At 69.6% G+C, this 17906-nt stretch carries 12 protein-coding genes and 1 pseudogene; 9 read left to right on the top strand and 4 right to left on the bottom strand.

The window, feature by feature from the left end; all coding sequences use genetic code 11:
• The first annotated feature begins 255 nt into the window (after positions 1 to 255).
• On the top strand, positions 256 to 1278 hold the full coding sequence (locus DEW08_RS32755) for a PP2C family protein-serine/threonine phosphatase (protein ID WP_245986850.1): 1023 nt from the start codon (positions 256 to 258) through the stop codon (positions 1276 to 1278).
• Between the two features lie 18 nt (positions 1279 to 1296).
• Here DEW08_RS32755 and DEW08_RS21650 read toward each other — a convergent pair whose 3' ends face one another.
• The gene (locus tag DEW08_RS21650) at positions 1297 to 2469 is read right to left on the bottom strand and encodes a DNA topoisomerase IB (RefSeq protein WP_109332308.1); all 1173 of its coding nucleotides are present in this window, start codon (positions 2467 to 2469) and stop codon (positions 1297 to 1299) included.
• A gap of 167 nt (positions 2470 to 2636) precedes the next feature.
• Here DEW08_RS21650 and DEW08_RS21645 point away from each other — a divergent pair, with 167 nt between their 5' ends.
• From DEW08_RS21645 to DEW08_RS21635, 4 genes and pseudogenes are all read left to right on the top strand, one after another.
• A complete protein-coding gene (locus DEW08_RS21645) occupies positions 2637 to 2924 on the top strand; it encodes a hypothetical protein (protein ID WP_181449472.1) in 288 nt (95 codons plus the stop codon).
• Between the two features lie 99 nt (positions 2925 to 3023).
• A pseudogene (locus DEW08_RS21640) lies at positions 3024 to 4345 on the top strand (alpha-amylase family glycosyl hydrolase); the annotation flags it as partial.
• Between the two features lie 90 nt (positions 4346 to 4435).
• Entirely contained in the window at positions 4436 to 4657 is a 222-nt protein-coding gene (locus DEW08_RS32750; protein ID WP_483860833.1) for a hypothetical protein, read from the top strand.
• 217 nt (positions 4658 to 4874) lie between these two features.
• Positions 4875 to 5960: a TRAP transporter substrate-binding protein gene (locus DEW08_RS21635; RefSeq protein WP_109331279.1), complete on the top strand. Its 1086-nt coding sequence runs from the start codon at positions 4875 to 4877 to the stop codon at positions 5958 to 5960.
• Between the two features lie 70 nt (positions 5961 to 6030).
• Here DEW08_RS21635 and DEW08_RS21630 read toward each other — a convergent pair whose 3' ends face one another.
• Positions 6031 to 6363, bottom strand: a complete 333-nt coding sequence (locus DEW08_RS21630; protein ID WP_109331278.1) for a DUF1491 family protein — start codon at positions 6361 to 6363, stop codon at positions 6031 to 6033.
• 82 nt (positions 6364 to 6445) lie between these two features.
• Between DEW08_RS21630 and DEW08_RS21625 the strand changes: the two genes are divergently transcribed.
• The 4 genes from DEW08_RS21625 to DEW08_RS21610 all read left to right on the top strand — a co-directional run bounded on the left by DEW08_RS21625 (position 6446) and on the right by DEW08_RS21610 (position 15080).
• Positions 6446 to 7906, top strand: a complete 1461-nt coding sequence (locus DEW08_RS21625; protein ID WP_109331277.1) for a tetratricopeptide repeat protein — start codon at positions 6446 to 6448, stop codon at positions 7904 to 7906.
• A 217-nt stretch (positions 7907 to 8123) separates the two neighbouring features.
• Entirely contained in the window at positions 8124 to 11522 is a 3399-nt protein-coding gene (locus DEW08_RS21620; RefSeq protein WP_109331275.1) for a flagellar hook-basal body complex protein, read from the top strand.
• Between the two features lie 109 nt (positions 11523 to 11631).
• Positions 11632 to 13041 (top strand): flagellar hook-associated protein FlgK, encoded by a 1410-nt coding sequence (gene flgK / locus DEW08_RS21615; protein WP_109331274.1) that lies wholly within the window; start codon positions 11632 to 11634, stop codon positions 13039 to 13041.
• On the top strand, positions 13038 to 15080 hold the full coding sequence (locus DEW08_RS21610) for a flagellin (protein WP_109331268.1): 2043 nt from the start codon (positions 13038 to 13040) through the stop codon (positions 15078 to 15080). Before flgK ends, DEW08_RS21610 begins: the two co-directional genes overlap by 4 nt.
• A 2-nt stretch (positions 15081 to 15082) precedes the next feature.
• Here DEW08_RS21610 and DEW08_RS21605 read toward each other — a convergent pair whose 3' ends face one another.
• Together DEW08_RS21605 and DEW08_RS33315 are read right to left on the bottom strand one after the other, a co-directional pair.
• Entirely contained in the window at positions 15083 to 17494 is a 2412-nt protein-coding gene (locus DEW08_RS21605; protein ID WP_245986845.1) for a sensor histidine kinase, read from the bottom strand.
• Complete coding sequence (locus tag DEW08_RS33315; RefSeq protein WP_281262069.1) at positions 17491 to 17859, bottom strand: 5'-nucleotidase C-terminal domain-containing protein; 369 nt, start codon at positions 17857 to 17859, stop codon at positions 17491 to 17493. The genes DEW08_RS21605 and DEW08_RS33315 overlap by 4 nt, the downstream gene beginning before the upstream one ends.
• Between the last annotated feature and the right edge of the window lie 47 nt (positions 17860 to 17906).

Genomic DNA, 17906 nt, shown 5'->3' with positions numbered 1-17906 from the left:
ACTGCAGGCCGCCAAGGAGACGGCGGCGGGAACCGAGGTGCGGACCCTGGTCGAGGGCGAGACGCTGCTGGCCTTCGCGCCCGTGAAGGCCGGCGCCGGCCCGGCCGCCGCCCAGGGCGGTGGCGTGGCGGTCGTGCGGATGTCGGCGGCGGAGCCGGCGGCGATGTTCCGCCGCGACATGAAGATGGGCTTCCTGATCGGGTGGCCGTGCTGGCGCTGGGGCTGGTCGTGGCGGTCCGCTTCGCGCGCCGCCAGATGGCGCCGATCGAGCGGCTGGGCGAGGCCGTCGCCGCCGTCGAGGCCGGACGCTTCAACCCCTTCACCCTCAACGAGGCGATGGAGCGCGACGACGAGTTCGGGCGGCTGTCGCGCGTCTTCCGCTCCATGGCGATGCAGGCCAACGCCCGCGAGGAGACGCTGGACGCCCAGCTTCTGATGCGCTCGGCCGAGCTGGAGACCAAGACCGAGAAGCTGGCCGCCGCGGAGATGCTGATCGAGGAGGAGCAGCGCGCCGCCCGCGACGTGCAGGCGAACCTGCTGCCGCGCCAGATGCCGGCGGGCCGGGACAGCCAGTTCTTCGGTGCGCTGGTGCCGGCCCAGACGGTCAGCGGCGATTTCTACGACCTCGTCGAGTTCGACGACCGCTATGCCCTGCTGGTCACCGCCGGGGTGTCCGGTGGCGGCGTGCCGGCCGCCTTCCTGATGCTGCTGGTCCGCGGGGCGATCCGCGAGCTGGCGCGTCCCGGCATGACGCCGGCCGGCATCCTGGCCGGCGCCAACGACCGGCTGTGCGGGCAGAGCCCCTTCGACGGCGTCGTCTCGGCCTTCGTCGGGCTGTACGACCGCCAGACCGGCATGCTGTGGCACGCCTCCGCCGGCCAGCGCGTCGCCTGCCGCGTCCGGGCCGACGGAGGGGTGGACTGGCTGCACGAGGCCGGCGGGCCGGCGCTCGGCGTCCGCCGCGGCGTTCCCTATACCGAGGGGGCGACGGTGCTGAACCAGGACGATTCGCTGGTGCTGTGCACCGACGGGTTCCTGCAGGTCACCAACGCCGGGCAGGAGCCGTTCGGCGAGGAGCGGATGGCCGCCGTGCTGCACCAGGGCCGCGGCCTGTCGGCCCGCGACCGGGTGGAGATGCTGCTGCGCGCGGTCGAGGCCCATGCCGGCGGGCAGCAGGCGCTGACCGGCGACCTGCTGTGCCTGGCGATGCGGCGGCTGGTGCCGGCGGTGATGCCGGAGGAAGCGGCCCCGGCGCAGGGGGGCGGCGAAGCCGGCTGATGCCCCGGCGCGGCGGCTTCAGCCCGTGCTTGCGGGAGGGCGCCGCCGCGCGGCGGAACGTGCGCTTTCCCGCGCCCGCGCGGCGCTTTCCCGTTCCAGGCGGTCGCGCAGGAAGGCCAGCACGGCGGCCTCCTCCGAGCCCAGGCCGGACAGCTCCTCCCGCAGCTCGGCCTCGACCTCCGTCTTGAGGGAGTCCAGCAGGTTGCCCTCCAGATAGGCGTCGAGCACCTCGGGGTGGACGTAGCTCTTGCGGCAGACGCTGGCGGTGTTGCCGAGGCGGGACGCCACCTGTTCGATGGCGCGGGTGACGTTGCGCTTGGCCTTGGCGGCGCTGTCGAAGCTCTCGAACTCCGTCAGCGCCATGGCGGCCAGCACGGTGCCGGCCCAGGTCCGGAAGTCCTTGGCGGTGAAGTCGCGGCCGGTGATCTCGCGCAGATAGTCGTTGACGTCGCCCGAGCCGACGCCGTGCCGCCGGCCGTCGCCGTCGATGTACTGGAACAGCTCGCTGCCCGGCACGTCGCGGCAGGCCCGCACGACGCGGGCGAGGCGGCGGTCCTTCAGCGAGACCTGCCATTCCTTGCCGGACTTGCCCTTGAAGGCGAAGCGGATCTCCGACCCGTCAATGGCGGCGTGCTTGTCGCGCAGGGTGGTCAGGCCGTAGCTCTTGTTCTCGCGCGCATAGGTCTCGTTGCCGACGCGGATCAGGGTGGTCTCCAGCAGCCGGACCACGGCGGCCAGGACCTTCTCGCGCGGCAGGCCGCGGCGGGCCAGATCCTCGTCCACCCGGCGGCGCAGGTCGGGCAGGGCGCGGCAGAACTCCAGCATCCGGCCGAACTTCGTGCCCTCGCGCGCCTCGGTCCAGCGGGGGTGGTAGCGGTACTGCTTGCGCCCGCGGTCGTCGCGGCCGGTCGCCTGGAGATGCCCGTCCGGGTCGGTGCAGATCCAGACGTCGCGGTAGGCGGGCGGAATCGCCAGCTTGCGGATGCGGGCCAGCGTCTCCTCCTCCGTCACCGGCGCGCCGTCCGGCCAGCGATAGGAGAAGCCCCTGCCGGACCGCCGGCGGCGGATGCCCGGCTCCTCGTCCGAGACGTAGGCAAGGCCGGCGCAGGCTGCGGTCTCCCGCGGGTCGGGCTGGCCGGCGGTGCCGGGATCGGTGCCGGCATGGTCGCGGTCGGGCGTCAGCGTGTCCATGACAGGCATAACCGCCGGCACGGGCAATGGTTGCCGCCGCTTCCCGGCGGGTGGCCGGCGCGGCCCCATCCCCATCCCCATTCCCATCGTGGAGGTTCCTTCGCACCTGCAAAACAACTATCGTCGGCCCATGCCCGGACCGGGCGGAGCGACAAGGAAGCCGGACGATGGAAGAAACCAAGCTGACCGCGGCCCTGCCCAACCTCGACATCCAGATCCTCCACCGAGAGGAGGAGAATGCCGAGATCATCGCCGTCCAGTTCAAGGCCACCCCGTCCTTCGAGGCGGTGCGCGGCCTGCTCGGCCCGGCGGCGCCGGGACTGGCCGGCCTGTGGCTGGCCCCCATGCAGATGTGGGCGGGGATGGTGCAGCAGGCCTGGGGGCCGCTGATGGCCCCGATGATGGCGCCCTGGCTGAACGTCCTGTCCAACCGGCACCTGCCGCCGAGGCGCTGAGGCGGCGGCCGCTCCCCGTGACCTTTATGGTGCCGGTAACGCTTCGTTAGCCGGTCGGGGCGAGCCTGTCCGCGGATCATCTCCGCGGAGGGTTCGCCGGTGTCCAGTTCCCCGTCCTGGCTTGCGGGTTCCGCCCTTTACCAGATCTACCCGCTCAGCTTTCTCGACCGGAACGGCGATGGCTGGGGCGACCTGGACGGCGTGCTGGAGGGGCTGGACCATGTCGCCTCCCTCGGGGTGGACGGGGTGTGGCTCTGCCCCTTCTACCCCTCGCCGCTGAAGGATTTCGGCTACGACGTGGCCGACCATCGCGCGGTCGACCCGCGGATGGGCAGGCTGGAGACCTTCGACCGCATCGTCGCCAAGGCCCACGGGCTGGGGCTGAAGCTGCTGGTCGACCTGGTCTGCGGCCATACCGCCGACACCCATCCCTGGTTCGAGGACAGCCGGCGGTCGCGCAGCGGCGACCATGCCGACTGGTATGTCTGGGCCGATCCCCGGCCGGACGGCACGCCGCCCAACAACTGGCTGTCGGTCTTCGGCGGCGGCGCCTGGAGCTGGGAGCCGCGGCGCCGGCAGTATTACCTGCACCACTTCCTGCCGGGCCAGCCGGCGCTGAACCTGCACAATCCGGCGACCCTGCAGGCGCTGTGCGACACCGCGGCCTTCTGGCTGGAGCGCGGAGTCGACGGCTTCCGCATCGACGCGGTGGACTTCTTCGCCCACGATCCGCTGCTGCGCTCCAACCCGGCGGCGCTCCGCCGCGATCCGGAGCCGCCGGCCAAGCCGTTCGCCATGCAGCGGCACCTCTACGACATGATGCATCCGGCGGTGAAGGACGTGCTGGCCGCGTTGCGCGCGACGGTCGACCGCTATCCCGGCCGCGTGCTGCTGGGCGAGCTGTCGAGCCAGCCCGGCGCCGGCCGCCGCATCGCCGGCTACTGCACGCCGCAGGGCCTGCACGCCGCCTACACGCTGTCGCTCGCCAAGCAGCCCTTCTCCGCCGCGGCCTTCGCCCAGGCGCTGACCGGGACGCCGCAGCCGGACGCCATCTGCTGGAGCTTCACCAACCATGACGTGGAGCGGGCGGCGAGCCGCTGGCTGCCGCCGGGGGCCGACCCGGAGGCCTTCAACGCCCTGCTCGCCGGGCTCTTCGCGACGCTGCCCGGCACGCTCTGCCTCTACCAGGGCGAGGAACTCGCCCTGCCCAACGCGGTGCTGCGGCGCGATCAGCTCCGCGACCCCTTCGGCATCACCTATTGGCCGGAGTTCGCCGGCCGCGACGGAAGCCGCACCCGCTGCCCTGGACGGCCGACGCCCGCGGCGCCGGATTCAGCGCTGCGGCGGAAAGCTGGCTGCCGGTCCCGGAGGAGCATCGCCCGCTTGCCATCGACCGGCAGGAACGCCGGCCGGACAGCCCGCTGGAGGTCTGGCGCGCCGCCTTCCGCCTGCGCCGCAACCATGCCGCCCTGACCGCGGGACGCCTTGCGGCGGTGGAGGAAAAGGGCGACGTGCTGGCATTCGAGCGCATGACGGATGGTGAACGCCTGCTGGCCGTTTTCAACATGGCCGACCGCCCGGCGGAGTATGCGCTGAAGCGGAAGGGCCGTCCGGTTCCCCTCGACCTGCCGCGCGCCCCCGGTTGCGCGGTGCCGGACATCACCGCGGATGGCCGGATCCTGGTGCTGCCGCCGCTTTCCGGCTTCCTCGGCCTGCGGGGCGGGGCGTCCTGAGCCGGCGCGCCCGAACTGTTGGGGTAACCTTGTTGCCGTAAGACCGTCGGCGAAGATCAGTCATGCGGATTTGTACGATGCTTCCGCGCAACAAGGCTGCTTTTCTGCGGATCACGATGCCGTCCGAGGCCCAGGTCAGCAATCCGGATGCCGGATTGCATGGAGACTGACCCAGAAGGGGCAGGGCGGTCATAAACACAGGTTCAGGAGACAGGGTGTGAAACGCAGGACCTTTCTCGCCTCCGCCGGTGCCGGCGTCGCCGCGACCGGGCTCGCCGCCCCGGCCATCGCGCAGTCGCAGCCGGAGATTCAGTGGCGGCTCGCCTCCAGCTTTCCGAAGAGCACGGACATCCTGCTCGGCACCTCGGAGCTGATCGCCCGCCGCGTCAGCGAGGCGACCGACGGCAAGTTCCAGATCCGTATCCATGCGGCGGGCGAGATCGTTCCCGGCCTGCAGGTGCTCGACGCCGTGCAGAACGGCACCGTGCAGTGCGGCCACACCTGCGGCTACTACTATGTCGGCAAGGATCCGACCTTCGCCTTCGACACGGCGCTGCCCTTCGGCCCGAACGCCCGCCAGATGAACGCCTGGTACCAGTATGGCGGCGGCCAGGACCTGCTGCGCAACTTCATGAAGACCTACAACGTGATCTCCTTTGCCGCCGGAAACACGGGCGCCCAGATGGGCGGCTGGTTCCGCAAGGAGATCAAGTCGCTGTCCGACTTCAGCGGCCTGAAGATCCGCATCGCCGGCATCACCGGCCAGATCATGGCGAAGCTGGGCGCGGCGCCGACGCAGATCGCCGGCAGCGACGTCTATCCGGCGCTGGAGAAGGGCACGATCGACGCGGTCGAGTTCGTCGGCCCCTATGATGACGAGAAGCTCGGCTTCTATCAGGTCGCCAAGTACTACTACTATCCGGGCTGGTGGGAAGGCGGGCCGCAGGTCTCGCTCTACGTCAACCTGAAGGAGTGGGAGGCCCTGCCGAAGGCCTACCAGTCGATCCTCGCCACCGCCTGCGCCGAGGCCAACAGCGCCATGACCGCCCGCTATGACGCGGAGAACGCCAGGGCGCTGAAGCGGCTGGTCGCCAAGGGGACGCAGCTCCGCCCCTATCCGCGCGACCTGATGGAGGCGGCCCACAAGATCGCCTTCGAGCTGTATGACGAGCTCTCGAAGAACAACGCCAGCTTCAAGACCGTCTACGACAGCTGGAAGCCCTTCCTGGACGAGGCGCAACTCTGGTTCCGCGTCGCGGAGCTGCCCTACGACAACTTCGTCCAGTCGGCCGGCCGCCGCTGACGGGTCGGTTCCGGCACGGGAACACCGGGGGCGGTCGCTGCGGCGCCGCCCCCTTTCCATTGCGGGACGGTCAGCGGATCGGCCCCTCGAACCAGGGGCGGCCCTGGCGGTCCTCCACCTCGATCACCCAGACGTCGGGGTCGTAGCGGGTCTGGCGGGCGATGTAGGCGTCGGCCTCCGCCTCTGTCACCGGGTCGGCGCCGGTGCCGCGCGACCAGGCGAGCCTTTCCCCCTCGCGGATCTGGACGAGAACCGAGAAGCGGCCGTCGAGCCGGTTCAGCTTCAGGATGACGGTCCCGCGGCCGGGGTCGCCCTTGCGGACCACCATCATCGATACGCCCTGCGCGTCGGCGGCGCGGATATGCGCCATCACCCAGAGATGAGTCGGCAGCCGGTCGTCCATGGGGCCTCGGTCGTCGGAAAGGGTGGCGGGGACGGGAAATGGGGGCTCGCGTCCCGGGGCGGGGCCGGTGTACACAGGACGCATGGCGACACTCCTGGACGCTCTCGACGCCGCCGTCAACCATCACATGGCGGGACACACCGACGAAGCCGCCCGGCTTTACCGTCTGGTGCTGAGCGTCGAGCCGGCGCAGCCCGGCGCGCTGCATCTGCTGGGCGTCCTCCAGGCACAGGCGGGAAACTCCCCGGCAGCCGTCCGCGGCATCGCCCGCGCCCTGCGCGTCCGGCCGGAGTCCGCCCAGGCCCGCGCCCATCTCGGCGGCGCGCAGCACAGTGCCGGCCGGCCGGAGGAGGCGGAGGCGACGCTGCGGCGCGCCCTGGCGCTCGACCCCGGGCTCGGCGATGCGCTCGACGCTCTGGGGGCGACGCTGCATGGTCTGGCCCGCTATCCCGAAGCCCGGCGCTGGCTGCACCGTGCCGCCGCCGCCCGGCCCGGCCACCCGCAGACCCTGGTCAATCTCGGCACCGTGCTGCGCGACCAGCGCCGTTTCGCCGAGGCCGAGGCCTGCTTCGACGCCGTGCTCGCCCGCCATCCCGGCCATGCCGATGCCCATCTCGCCCGGGCGGTCGGCCGGCTGGTGCAGGGCGATCTGGCCGCGGGATGGGAGGGGTTCGAACATCGCTGGCGCCGCTTTGCCACCCCGCCCTGGGCCGGGGAGCCGCTGGAGGGCCGCCGCATCCTGCTGCATGTCGAGCAGGGCTATGGCGACGCCATCCAGTTCGTCCGTTACGCCCCGCTGGTGGCGCAGGCCGGCGGGCGGGTGATGGTGGAGACGGACCGCGCCCTGTTCCGCCTGTTCCAGAGCCTGGGGCCCCCGGTCCAGGTGCTGGAGCGCGGACCGGAGCCGCCGCCGCACGACCTGCACTGTCCGCTGATGAGCCTGCCGCGCGCCTTCGGAACCCGGCTGGAGACCATTCCCAACGGCGTGCCCTATCTTGTGGTGGACGAGGGGGACCGGCAGCGCTGGCAGGCGCGGCTGGCCGGCGTGACGGATGAGGACGGCGGCCTGCGCGTCGGGCTGGTCTGGGCCGGCAATCCACGCCACCGCAACGACCGCAACCGCTCCATCCCGCCGGCCCTGCTGCGTCCGCTGCTGGCGGTGGAGGGGGTGCGCTTCTTCAGCCTGCAGACCGGCGATGCCCGCGGCGCCCTGCCGGCGCTGCCGGGGCAGGATGTCGCCGACCTGACGGACGGGGTGCGGGACTTCGCCGATACCGCCGCCATCCTCGCCCATCTGGACCTGCTGGTGACGGTGGACACCGCCATGGTCCATCTGGCCGGAGCGCTCGGCGTTCCGGCCTGGCTGCTGCTGCCCCATGCGCCGGACTGGCGCTGGCTGCTCGACCGTGCCGACAGCCCCTGGTACCCGACGCTGCGGCTGTTCCGCCAGCCCCGCCCGGGTGACTGGGCGACCGCGACGGCCACCGTGGCGGCGGTGCTGCGCGCCGCCGTGCAGCGCCGGGCCGGCCGGTCCCGCGGCTGACGCGACCGGACGGTTGCCGGACGGGAGCTTTCTTCCCCTCTCCCGCCATCGGGTGCTAGGCGAAAATTTCCCAGCACCCGGCAAAAACCGGGGCGATGCCGCCCCGTACGAGCAAAACCGTTGGGAATCAGTGGCTTGCTGGCGGTGGGGCAGTTGGCATCCGGCTTGCTAGAAAGGGGGCAACGCGCCATCACCTTTCTCCCTGGAGCCCCCGGCCATGAGCATCTTCGGATCGTTGACCACCGCCGTCCTCGGCCTGAACGCCCAGTCGAAGGCCCTCGGCCACATCTCCGACAACATCGCCAACGCCTCGACGCTGGGCTACAAGCGGGTCGACTCGGCCTTCGAGACCCTGGTGCTGCAGTCGAACGAACGGCTCCACGCGCCGGGCGGCGTCGTCGCCAAGCCGGTGTTCATGAACAACATCCAGGGCGCCCTTTCGCAGGTGCAGAGCCCGACGAACGCCGCCATCCAGGGGCAGGGCTTCTTCAGCGTCTCCAAGCTGAGCCGCGGCCTGACCGGTCCGGGGCAGTCGGGCGAGACGGTGCAGACCCAGACCGGCACGCTGAACGCGGACAACGTCTACTACACCCGCGTCGGCGACTTCGAACTGGACAAGAACCGCTATCTGGTGAACAGCGCCGGCTTCGCGCTGAACGGCTGGCAGGTGGACGAGACGACCGGGCAGCTCAAGAAGGACGTGGTCCAGCCGATCCAGGTGAGCGCCGTGACGGACAAGCCGCAGTCGACCAGCAGCATCACGCTGGGCGCCAACCTGCCGGCCACGCCGAAGCCGGGGATCAAGGTGCCGGACTCCAGCATCCAGATCTACGACACCCAGGGCAACTCCCGCACGGTGCAGTTCAACTGGCGGCAGGACGGCGCCAACAACTGGCGCCTCGGCATCGTGGCGCCGGGCAGCAGCACGCAGCCGGTGGCCGGCACCTTCACCGGCGGCACCGCCAAAATGGCGCTCGGCACCAACATTTCCGGCGTGACGCCGGTCGCCCAGGTCAGCCAGGTTCTGGTGAACGGCACGAGCTTCGTGAAGCCCTCCACCGTCGCGATCGGCGGCCGCTCCAACTTCTATCCGGACGGGAGCTCGCAGCCCAACATCCGGATCGGCGACACCTACAGCGTCACCATCAACGGCGGCGCCCCCCTGAGCCTGACGGTGACGGCGGCGAACATCGGCAGCTATCCGGATTTCGCGGCCGTCGCGAACAACCTGATGGGGCAGATCAACGCGATCGCCGGCCAGCCTTACAAGGCCTCGATCGACCCGAACGACGCCACCAAGATCGTCGTCACCACGGCCAACGACAAGCCGGTGCAGATCAGCGGCAGCTTCTCCACCAGCGGTGCGCCGCAGCAGAGCACGGTCAGCAGCCCGCTGACCAACGCCAACGGCGGCGGCCCCGGCATCCAGCAAAGCACCTACACCTTCTCGACCACCGCGGTCGACGTGGGCGACGAGTTCCGCGTGACGGTGGCGGGCACCGAGTTCAAGACGCGCATCACCTCCGCCAACGCCGCCGCCCTGCCGAACATCGCCGCGGTCGTCGCGAATCTGGCGACGCAGATTTCGGCCGCCGGCCTCGGCATCACCGCGGCCCCGGGTGCTGCGCCCAACACGAACCAGCTGGTCATCACCGGCTCGGCCGCGACCTCGACCTTCACCACCTCGGCCGGCATCACCAACGCCGACACCGCTACCAACAACGTGACCGGGTCGAGCCCGGCGACCTTCACCGCCCTGACGGCGGCCACGACCCCGGCGACGGCCGGCACCCCGGAGGTGACGCTGTACAACCTTCCGGCGGGCGCGCTGAAGGTTCCGGACGAATATTCGGTGACCGTGCTGGGGCAGACCTTCACGACCAAGATCGGCTATTCGAACATCAACACGCTCAAGGACATGGCCGGCGTGGTGAAAGATCTGGTCACCCAGATCAACCAGGCCGGTCTGGCGGTCAACGCCGACGTCAATTCCACCGGCGCCCTGCGGCTCACCGGCACGACGAACGGCGTCAACCTGAACAGCAGCGCGTCGAAGCTGGCCATCACCGCGACCGACAACGTGCGCGTCGGCGACAAGTACACGGTGACCATCGACAGTGTCCCCTATTCGGTGGAGGTGACGGCCGACAACATCGGCACCATCGGCACCTATGACGGGCTGGCGAACGCGGTCGCGACCAAGATCAACTCGGCCCGCCCGTCGGCGCCGGTGATCGCCACGGTCACCAACTCCCAGGTGACGCTGACGGCGCGCAACCCCGGCACGCCGTTCAAGATGGACCAGCAGTACACCTCCGGCACCGCCACCTCGAACAAGATCAACGGCCCGACCATCAGCCCCCCGACGGAGAACCGCGGGCAGCAGCAGGTCTTCTCCTTCCCGCAGACCCAGATCGACATCGGCGACCGCTACACGATCACGATCGACGGCAAGCCGGTTTCCGTCGCGGTCGACAGCACCAACTACGGCTCGTTCGAGGACATCACCGGCGTCGCGCAGGAACTGGCGAACAAGATCAACGCGGCCGGCCTGAACGTCACCGCTTCGGCGACCAACGGGCGGCTGACCATCGTCCACAACACGCCGAACACCGGCAAGTTCACGGCCATCCCGTCGGTCGACAACGCCACGGGCAGCTCCGGCACGCTGAGCGGCGGGACGATCACCACGAACGTCGCCGGCGTCAACCAGCAGCGGGCCATCACCCTGACCGGCTCGCCGGGCGACGTGGGGGCCGTCTACAGCGTGACCATCGACCAGACGACGATCAGCTACACGACCAAGGGCGACGAGACCTCGATGGAGGACATCACCGCCAAGCTGGCCGATCTGGTCAACGCCAACACCTCGCTGTCGGTGACCGCCGGCGCGGTGGGCAGCGTGCTGACCCTGACCTCGAAGACCCAGAGCGGTGTCGCCGCCGACCAGTTCTCCGTCGATCCCTTCACCTCCTCCGGCCAGACCCCGGCCTATGTGCAGCTCGGCTTCGGCACCAACAAGGACAATGTCGGCACGATCACCAGCATCAGCACCGCCAAGGTTGGCACGGGCTCCGCGGTGACCAACTCGAACCAGACCACGGGGGCCGACGCGACCGTGACCTTCACGGTGGACTACGGCTTCGGCCCGCAGCAGATCACGCTGAACCTCGGCAAGTTCGGCAAGTCGGGCGGCCTGACCCAGTATGCCGGCAGCGAGATCAACGTCACGCAGCTCGTCCAGGACGGTGCCTCGCGCGGCCAGTTCAAGGAGGTGGTCTACGGCGACAACGGCGACGTGATCGTCAACTACGACAACGGCCGCAGCCGCGTCATCGGCCGCATCCCGGTGGTGACCTTCAACAACCCGAACGCGCTGCAGCGCGAAGCCGGCGGCGTGTTCATCGAGACGGAGGACGGCGGCCGGCCGAACTTCAACGACCCGGACACCAACGGTGCCGGCGCGGTGGTCGCCAACAGCGTGGAATCGTCCAACGTCGACATCGCGGACGAGTTCACCAAGCTGATCGTCACCCAGCGCACCTACTCCGCCAACACGAAGATCGTCACGACTTCGGACGAGATGCTGCAGGAAGTCCTCGGCCTGAAGCGCTGATCCTGCAGCAGTGACCGACCCGGGGCGCGCCGCCTGAGCCGCGCGCCCCGATCGGGCGGACGGCAAAGCCGGCGCCCGACCTCCTCCGCCCGACAGAAGGTCCACGGCCATGTCCCTCTTCTCAGCCCTGAGCAGCGCGACCGCGGGATTGCGCACCGTCCAGGCCAATGTGAAGCTGGTCTCGGACAACATCGCCCGCGCGGACGATCCCACCCGGACCCGCCACACCACCACGCAGATCGTGGACGGCAGCGGCCAGGTCGTGACGACCGAGTACCGGCGCGAGGTGGACAAGGCCCTGCGTGCCCAGGTGGACGAACTGACCGCCCGCGACGGATTCTCGTCCACCCAGGCCGGCTACATGCAGCAGCTCGGCGACCTGATGCGGACGACCAACGGGAAGCCGCAGCTCAACAGCTATGCCGAGACCTTCCAGGCAGCCTGGAAGACGCTGGAGACCTCACCGGAGAACGAGACCGCCCAGTACCAGCTCGTCCAGGCCGCCGACAACTTCGCCCGCGAGATCCAGCGCGTGTCGAAGGGGGTGGAGGAGATGCAGCAGTCCATGACGAACGATCTCCGGACGTCCGTGGACCGGGTGAACCAGCTCCTGAAGGACATCAGCGCCATCAACGACAACATCGTCTCGCTGAAGGGCTACGGCTCCGCGGCGAACGAGGTGGCCGACAAGCGGGACGGGCTGATCCGCGAGCTCAACAGCTACATGAGCGTGCGCGCGGTCGAGCGCCCGGACGGCCGGATGGCCCTGTTCTCGCCGACCGGCCTGGCGCTGGTCGACGCCGAACCGGCAAAACTTTCCTTCGACGGCGGCAATATCAACCTGGAGACCGGCAATCATATCACCCCGGTCAGCGACAGCATGCAGCAGGGCAAGATCGGCGCCCTGTTCTCGATGCTGAAGGACGGGTCGACCGCCAGCCCGCCGACGAAGGCCAGCGCCGAGCCGACCGGCGAGATCATCCGCAAGCTGCGCTCGCAGCTCGACGCCTTCGCCAAGGAGTTCGTGGGCGAGACGAAGCCCGGCCAGCCCACCAGCTTCCGCGACGCCTACAACGGCGCCAAGCCGGTGAAGGAGGGCGAGGAGCCGACCCTGTTCTTCGAGGGGACCGACCGCTTCACCATCGGCGTCAGCGCCAACCTCTTGGAAAACCGGACGAAAATCAAGCAGTCGGCGATCAGCCCGGTGGTCGCGGCGATGAACACCGTCGGCCGCAACCTGACCGCCGACGGGCTGAAGCTGGAGGACACCTCCTACAGCGGGATGGCCAGCGCCATCACCGGCGGCTGGATGGCGGCCGCCAAGACGGTCAACGACATGAGCGCCCAGAACAAGGAATCCCGGCAGATCCTGGAAGAGCGCTACCACTCCAAGACCGGCGTGAACATCGACGAGGAAATCGCGAATCTCCAGCAGCTTCAAACATCCTACGCCGCTTCGGCACGAGTCATGCAAGTGGCTTCGGCGATGTTTGACGCGCTGGAGGCTGTCGTCCGATGAGCACGATCACGCAAGTCAGCACCTACTCACGCTATCTGAGCCTGGTGCGCAACCTGACCAACGGCCAGGGGACCGTGGACTCGCTGTCGCAGCAGCTCACCACGGGCAAGAAGTCGGTGGACCTGAACGCCTACGGGCCGGAGGTGCAGAAGCTCCTCGACCTGCGGGCGGAGATGGCCCGGCGCAACAATTACGTCCAGAACATCGACACCGCGAGCCCGCGCCTGCAGGCGACGGACAAGGTGCTGACGAGCCTGGAAAAGCTGGCGACGGACTGGCAGTCCAGCAACCTGATGCCGTTCGAGCCCGGCCCGCCCAGCGTCACCTCGACCTACAACGCCAACGCCGATGCGATGGACGTGTCGCTGAACCTCAGCAAGTCCAAGCTGATGGTCGGTGCGCGCTTCACCGTGACGGCCGTGCCGTCGAAGGACGGCGCCAACGGCACCTACGACGTGACGGTCAGCGACGGGCTGGGCGGGACCTCCACCCGCAGCATCAACCTGAAGACCGTGCCGCCCAACGACGGCGGCGGCTACAACTTCAAGATTGCCGGCGGCCCCGGCGAGGGCGCGGTGCTGAACCTGGATTTCAAGAACCTGCAGGCCGCCTCCAGCAGCAACTTCACCGTCACCTTCCCCAAGGCCGACCAGATGAAGGAGCGGGCGGAGGGCGCGCTGCGCGACATCCGACAGTATCTGAACGAGCGGTTCGGCGAACGCTTCCTGTTCTCCGGCTCGCGCTTCTCGACCGAGCCGGTGACCGACCTGTCGGCCGGCCCCCAGGTGACCAAGGTCACGCTGAACGGCCCGATCGTCAGCGACGAAGACTATTTCGAGGTGACGATCAACGGCCGCAAGTTCGGCTATCAGGTGGGGCCGACCGATCCGAAGACTCTGTCGTCGGTCGCCGACGCGCTGACGCAGCAGATCGCCAAGGCCGATCCGCCCCTGCCGGTGACCCTGCAGTCCAAGGACGGCATCATCACCGTGACGGGCAAGGACGCCAGCCAGAAGTTCGACGTGTCGGCGCGGGTCTTCAACAGCGCCAGCATCGACAATTCGGCGACCACGCCGACGACCGTGCAGGCGGCGACCGCCACGGCGCAGCAGGTCGATTCCTTCACGCTGACCGGCGACAAGGTGGACATCGGCGACACCTTCGAGTTCTCGGTCCATGTCGGCGATCCTGACGACCCGTTCAACCAGAAATACTATACCCAGTACCCCAACGAGCCGCGCGACCTGCCGCCCTACACGGAGTACAAGGTCAGCTATACGGTCACCGAGAAGGACTACAACGCCGGCGTGACGGACACCACGCAGGTGGCGACCCAGCTCCGCCAGCAGTTCAACACGCTGTACCCGAATGCTCCGCTCACCGCGCAGGGCAGCGGCGCGACGATCCTGCCGACCAGCAACGGCATGCTGGACCCGAACCATCCGAACCGCACGCAGCTTTTCTCGACCACGGCCAAGGCGGTCAACGGGTCGGTCCAGAACACCGTTTCGGTCGCCACGCTGCCGCCGGTGCCGGACAAGGTGATGGACATCCCCGACACCACGCCGCCCGACCTGCCCTTCTACGATTCGGAGTTCCTGACCAAGGGCAAGAACCCCGAGGCCTACCGCAAGGCGATGGTCACGGCAGACGACAGTCTCAACATCACCTATGGCGTGACCGCCGACGACCAGGCGTTCCAGACGCTGATCAAGGCCTTCCGCCTTGCCCGCGCCGCGGCCTCCAACCCCGGCAAGTACGAGGAGCTGGTCGGCCAGTCGCGCAGCCTGATGGCCGAGGCGCAGGGCCAGGTGCGCAACATCCACGCCAAGGTCGCGTCCGACCTCGCGACGCTGGAGGACCAGAAGACCACCCACAAGACGGCCATCGCCACCCTGACCGACCGCGTCGCCAAGATCGAGGGCATCGACGAGACGGAGGTGGCGGCCCGCCTCAGCTCCGCCATGAACACGCTGCAGGCCTCCTACACCGTCGCCGGCCAGACGCAGAAGCTGTCGCTGCTGAACTACATCGCCTGAGGTCAGGCGGCGGCGACGGCCGGATCGGCGATGCGGGGGAAGCGCAGGGTGAAGCGGGTTCCCCGGCCGAGGCCGCTGTCCACGGAGATGGTGCCGTGCAGCCGGCTGGTGACGAGGTTGTAGACGATGTGGAGGCCGAGCCCGCTGCCGCCGCTGCCGCGACGGGTGGTGAAGAAGGGATCGAAGATCTTCGGCAGGACCTCCGGCGCGATGCCGCGGCCGGTGTCGGCGACGATCAGCTCCACGGTCTTGCGGTCGGTCAGCCGGGCGGCGATGGTGATGGTGCCCGGCTCCTCCGGTTCCAGCGCGTGGATCAGCGCGTTCATGATGAGGTTGGTCAGGATCTGCGACAGGGCCCCGGGATAGCCGTCCAGCTCGATCTCCTCCGGGCAGTCGATGACGATCTGCAGGCCCTGGCGGTTCTTGTAGGTCGGGTGCAGGCTGCGCAGCAGTTCCTCGACATACTCGCGCAGCAGGAAGCTGCGTCGCTCGTCGCTCGACTGGTCGACGGCGACCAGCTTGAAGCTCTGCACGAGATTGGCGGCGCGGGTGCAGTTGGCGAGGATCAGGTTCGCCATTTCCTGCCCGTCGGTCAGGAAGCGCTGGAAGTCCGACCGCCGCAGCGCGCCGGCGGCATGCTGGCGCTCCAGCTCCTCCATCAGGGCCTGAAGCTGGGAGGCGCCGGTGATGGTGATGCCGATCGGCGTGTTGACCTCGTGCGCCACCCCGGCGACGAGCTGGCCGAGCGATGCCATCTTCTCCGCCTGGATCAGGCTCGCCTGGGTCGCCTTCAGCTCGCGCAGCGCCTGCTCGGCGGCATCGCGCGACTGGCGCAGGGCCTCTTCCGCCTCCACCTCGCGGGTGACGTCGACGACGACCGCCTGCACCGCCGGGCCGTCCATCCACTCCACCCGCCGCCCGGTCAGCTCCACCCAGAGCAGGCTGCCGTCGAGGCGCCGTGCGCGGATGCGCCGCCGGGCGGTCGGCTGCCCGGTGCTGATCAGGTACTCGGCGTTGGAGACGAGCTGCGGCAGTTCATCCTCGGTCACCAGGGCGCCGAGGGAGGGCAGGGCGAGCACTTCCGGCACCGTCATGTTCAGCATGGCGGCGAAGCTGTCGTTGGCGTAGAGCGGCCGGAAGTTCCGGTGGATGATGATGCCCTGGATCGAGCCTTCCACGAGGCTGCGGAAGCGCCGCTCGTTCTCGGCGAGGTCGCGCTGGCGGCGGTCGATCTCGTCGATGAAGTAGCGGATCGACGAGGCGATGTCGGTGATCTCGTCATGGCCGCCGACCGGGATGGCGGCCTGCGTGCCGGCGACCCGCTGCATCACCGCGTCGTTGAGGCCGACGAGGCGGGAGGACAGGAAGCGCCGGAAGACGAAATAGACGCCGACCGCGAGCAGGGCCGAGGCGCCGACCAGTGCCAGCACGACCCGCCCCCGCTCCGTGATCAGGCCGACGATGGCGTCCGTGCGGTCGGCCGACTGGTCGCGCAGCGCCTCGAACAGCGTGCGGGTCGAGCGGTCCACCGTCTCCGCCAGGACGCGGGCCTGCCCGGTCAGCGCCTGCGCCGGTTGCGCGCCTGCACCCGCTCCACCGCGCTGTGGAACAGGCCGCCGGGCGATACCAGCAGGTCGATCAGCTCCTGGTGCATGGCCGCCATAATGGGACCCGACGGCCGGTGGCCGCGACGGCGATCTGCCCAGCTCGCCCAGCGTCCGTTCGGCCGCCCGCTGTTCCGCCTTCAGCCGGCTGAGATGCTCGAGCTGGTGGAGCCGGCGGCCCGCGCCATCAGGGCGCCGATGCGCGCCGCACCAGGGACCGGCATCGGGATCGGACAGCCGTTCCAGCCCGTCCGACAGGCGGCTCAGGCCCCGCGCGGCCTCCGACTGGGCGGTTCGCCGCTCTCGATCTGGCGGGCGACCTCGGCATTGAGGTCCGAAACCGTGGGCGGCCAGATCAGCAGGGTGGAGCGCATCTGGTCGAGAAGCTGCCCCCCGTTCCAGCGCGGCATCCTCGTTGAGCTGCCCGCGCATGCGGGCGACCAGCAGATGCAGCGTCTCCAGGTCGGAGACGACCTCGTTGTAGATCGACCGGCGCTGCGGCGTCGAGGTGGCGCTGGCCAGAAGCGGAAGCTGCGCCACCAGCTTCTGCAGCGAGCTGTGCAGCTCGGCGCCGGTGATCAGCTCCGGCAGGGTGGTGCGCGACAGCGAGGTGACCTCGGCCCGGAAGGTCCGGAAGGAGGAGAGCGAGACGCCGGCGATCGTCACCACCAGCAGCATCATCACCGACAGGCCGGCGGTGATGCGCATGGCGATGCCGAAGCGGCGCCGGCGCTGCCGGGCGGCCAGGGCCGCGGCGGAGTCGGGTGGCGCCTTGCCTGCCGCAGCGCGGCCCTGCCCGTCTGCGGTCATGGGGCGGTGCCTCCGGTGCCGGCACTCACCGCTTCACCGTCATGCGGCCGTCGAGCCGCGGCGCGAAGACACCCGTGCGGGTGATGGTCGCGATCAGCAGGGTCGAGACGAAATCGCTGTCCCGCTCCTCCAGCAGGCGGGAGCGGAGACCAGCATGCTGTAGCCGTCGCCGCCCGCCGCCAGATAGCTGCTGGTCGCCAGCCGGTAGTGCGACGCGCGTCCACCGGCTTGCCGCCGATCGCCAGATCCACCACCCGCCGCCCCGGCGGACGGGTGGCGTCCACGACGACGCGCGCGTTCGACAGGTGGGGGAAGCGGCCCTGCAACTGTTCGATCCCGCTGACGCCGCTCTCAACCGCTTCCATAGCTGTTGTCCGGTTACATCGAGCACGACGCCGACATCATGGTAGGG

It is taken from the genome of Azospirillum thermophilum, from assembly GCF_003130795.1.
Taxonomy (GTDB): domain Bacteria; phylum Pseudomonadota; class Alphaproteobacteria; order Azospirillales; family Azospirillaceae; genus Azospirillum; species Azospirillum thermophilum.
The sequence above is the reverse complement of the archived record's forward strand: the minus strand, read 5'-3'. Positions and strand labels throughout refer to the sequence as shown.

Coding starts and splice junctions, on each gene's coding strand:
- flgK (WP_109331274.1), top strand. CDS start 11,632: ATGTCCCTCTTCTCAGCCCTGAGCAGCGCGACCGCGGGATTGCGCACC.
- DEW08_RS21650 (WP_109332308.1), bottom strand. CDS start 2,469: ATGGACACGCTGACGCCCGACCGCGACCATGCCGGCACCGATCCCGGC.
- DEW08_RS21610 (WP_109331268.1), top strand. CDS start 13,038: ATGAGCACGATCACGCAAGTCAGCACCTACTCACGCTATCTGAGCCTG.
- DEW08_RS21620 (WP_109331275.1), top strand. CDS start 8,124: ATGAGCATCTTCGGATCGTTGACCACCGCCGTCCTCGGCCTGAACGCC.
- DEW08_RS32755 (WP_245986850.1), top strand. CDS start 256: ATGGCGCCGATCGAGCGGCTGGGCGAGGCCGTCGCCGCCGTCGAGGCC.
- DEW08_RS21630 (WP_109331278.1), bottom strand. CDS start 6,363: ATGGACGACCGGCTGCCGACTCATCTCTGGGTGATGGCGCATATCCGC.
- DEW08_RS21605 (WP_245986845.1), bottom strand. CDS start 17,494: ATGACCGCAGACGGGCAGGGCCGCGCTGCGGCAGGCAAGGCGCCACCC.
- DEW08_RS33315 (WP_281262069.1), bottom strand. CDS start 17,859: ATGGAAGCGGTTGAGAGCGGCGTCAGCGGGATCGAACAGTTGCAGGGC.
- DEW08_RS21625 (WP_109331277.1), top strand. CDS start 6,446: ATGGCGACACTCCTGGACGCTCTCGACGCCGCCGTCAACCATCACATG.
- DEW08_RS21645 (WP_181449472.1), top strand. CDS start 2,637: ATGGAAGAAACCAAGCTGACCGCGGCCCTGCCCAACCTCGACATCCAG.